Source organism: Deltaproteobacteria bacterium, assembly GCA_005879535.1.
GTDB lineage: Bacteria > Myxococcota > Myxococcia > Myxococcales > 40CM-4-68-19 > 40CM-4-68-19.
In genome coordinates this window covers 1-363 of record VBKI01000029.1, presented here as the reverse complement: position 1 = coordinate 363, position 363 = coordinate 1, and the positions used below count along the sequence as shown (strand labels likewise).

The window sequence follows — 363 nt, the reverse complement described above, 5'->3', positions numbered from 1 at the left end:
TCCTGAAGTGATCGGGCAGCGCGTCGATGGCGCGCCGGAGGAGCCGGCGATGCTCGACGTCCGTGGCGTCCTGCTCGGGAGATCGCGTCTGGGCAGCCACGTCCGGTTCCTCCTCGCTGGTCATGGTGCGCAATCCGCGCCGCCGGCGACCGAGCGCTTCGTGGATGGCGATGCGCGTCAGCCAGGTGGCGAGCGTCGAGCGGCGTTCGAAGTCGCGCAGGTGGGTGTAGGCGTGGAGATAAGCGGCCTGCATGGCGTCCTCGACCTCGGCCTCGTTGCGCAGGATGGAGCGGATGGCGCGGTAGAGGCGCTCGTTGTGACGGGGCATGATCAGCTCGAAGAGCTGGGCATCCCCGCAGAGGA

General features: G+C 68.9%; 1 protein-coding gene. It reads right to left on the bottom strand.

Annotated elements, in window-relative coordinates; all coding sequences use genetic code 11:
• A partial coding sequence (locus E6J58_01470; protein ID TMB42678.1) for a sigma-70 family RNA polymerase sigma factor occupies positions 1-363 on the bottom strand: 363 nt, incomplete at both ends.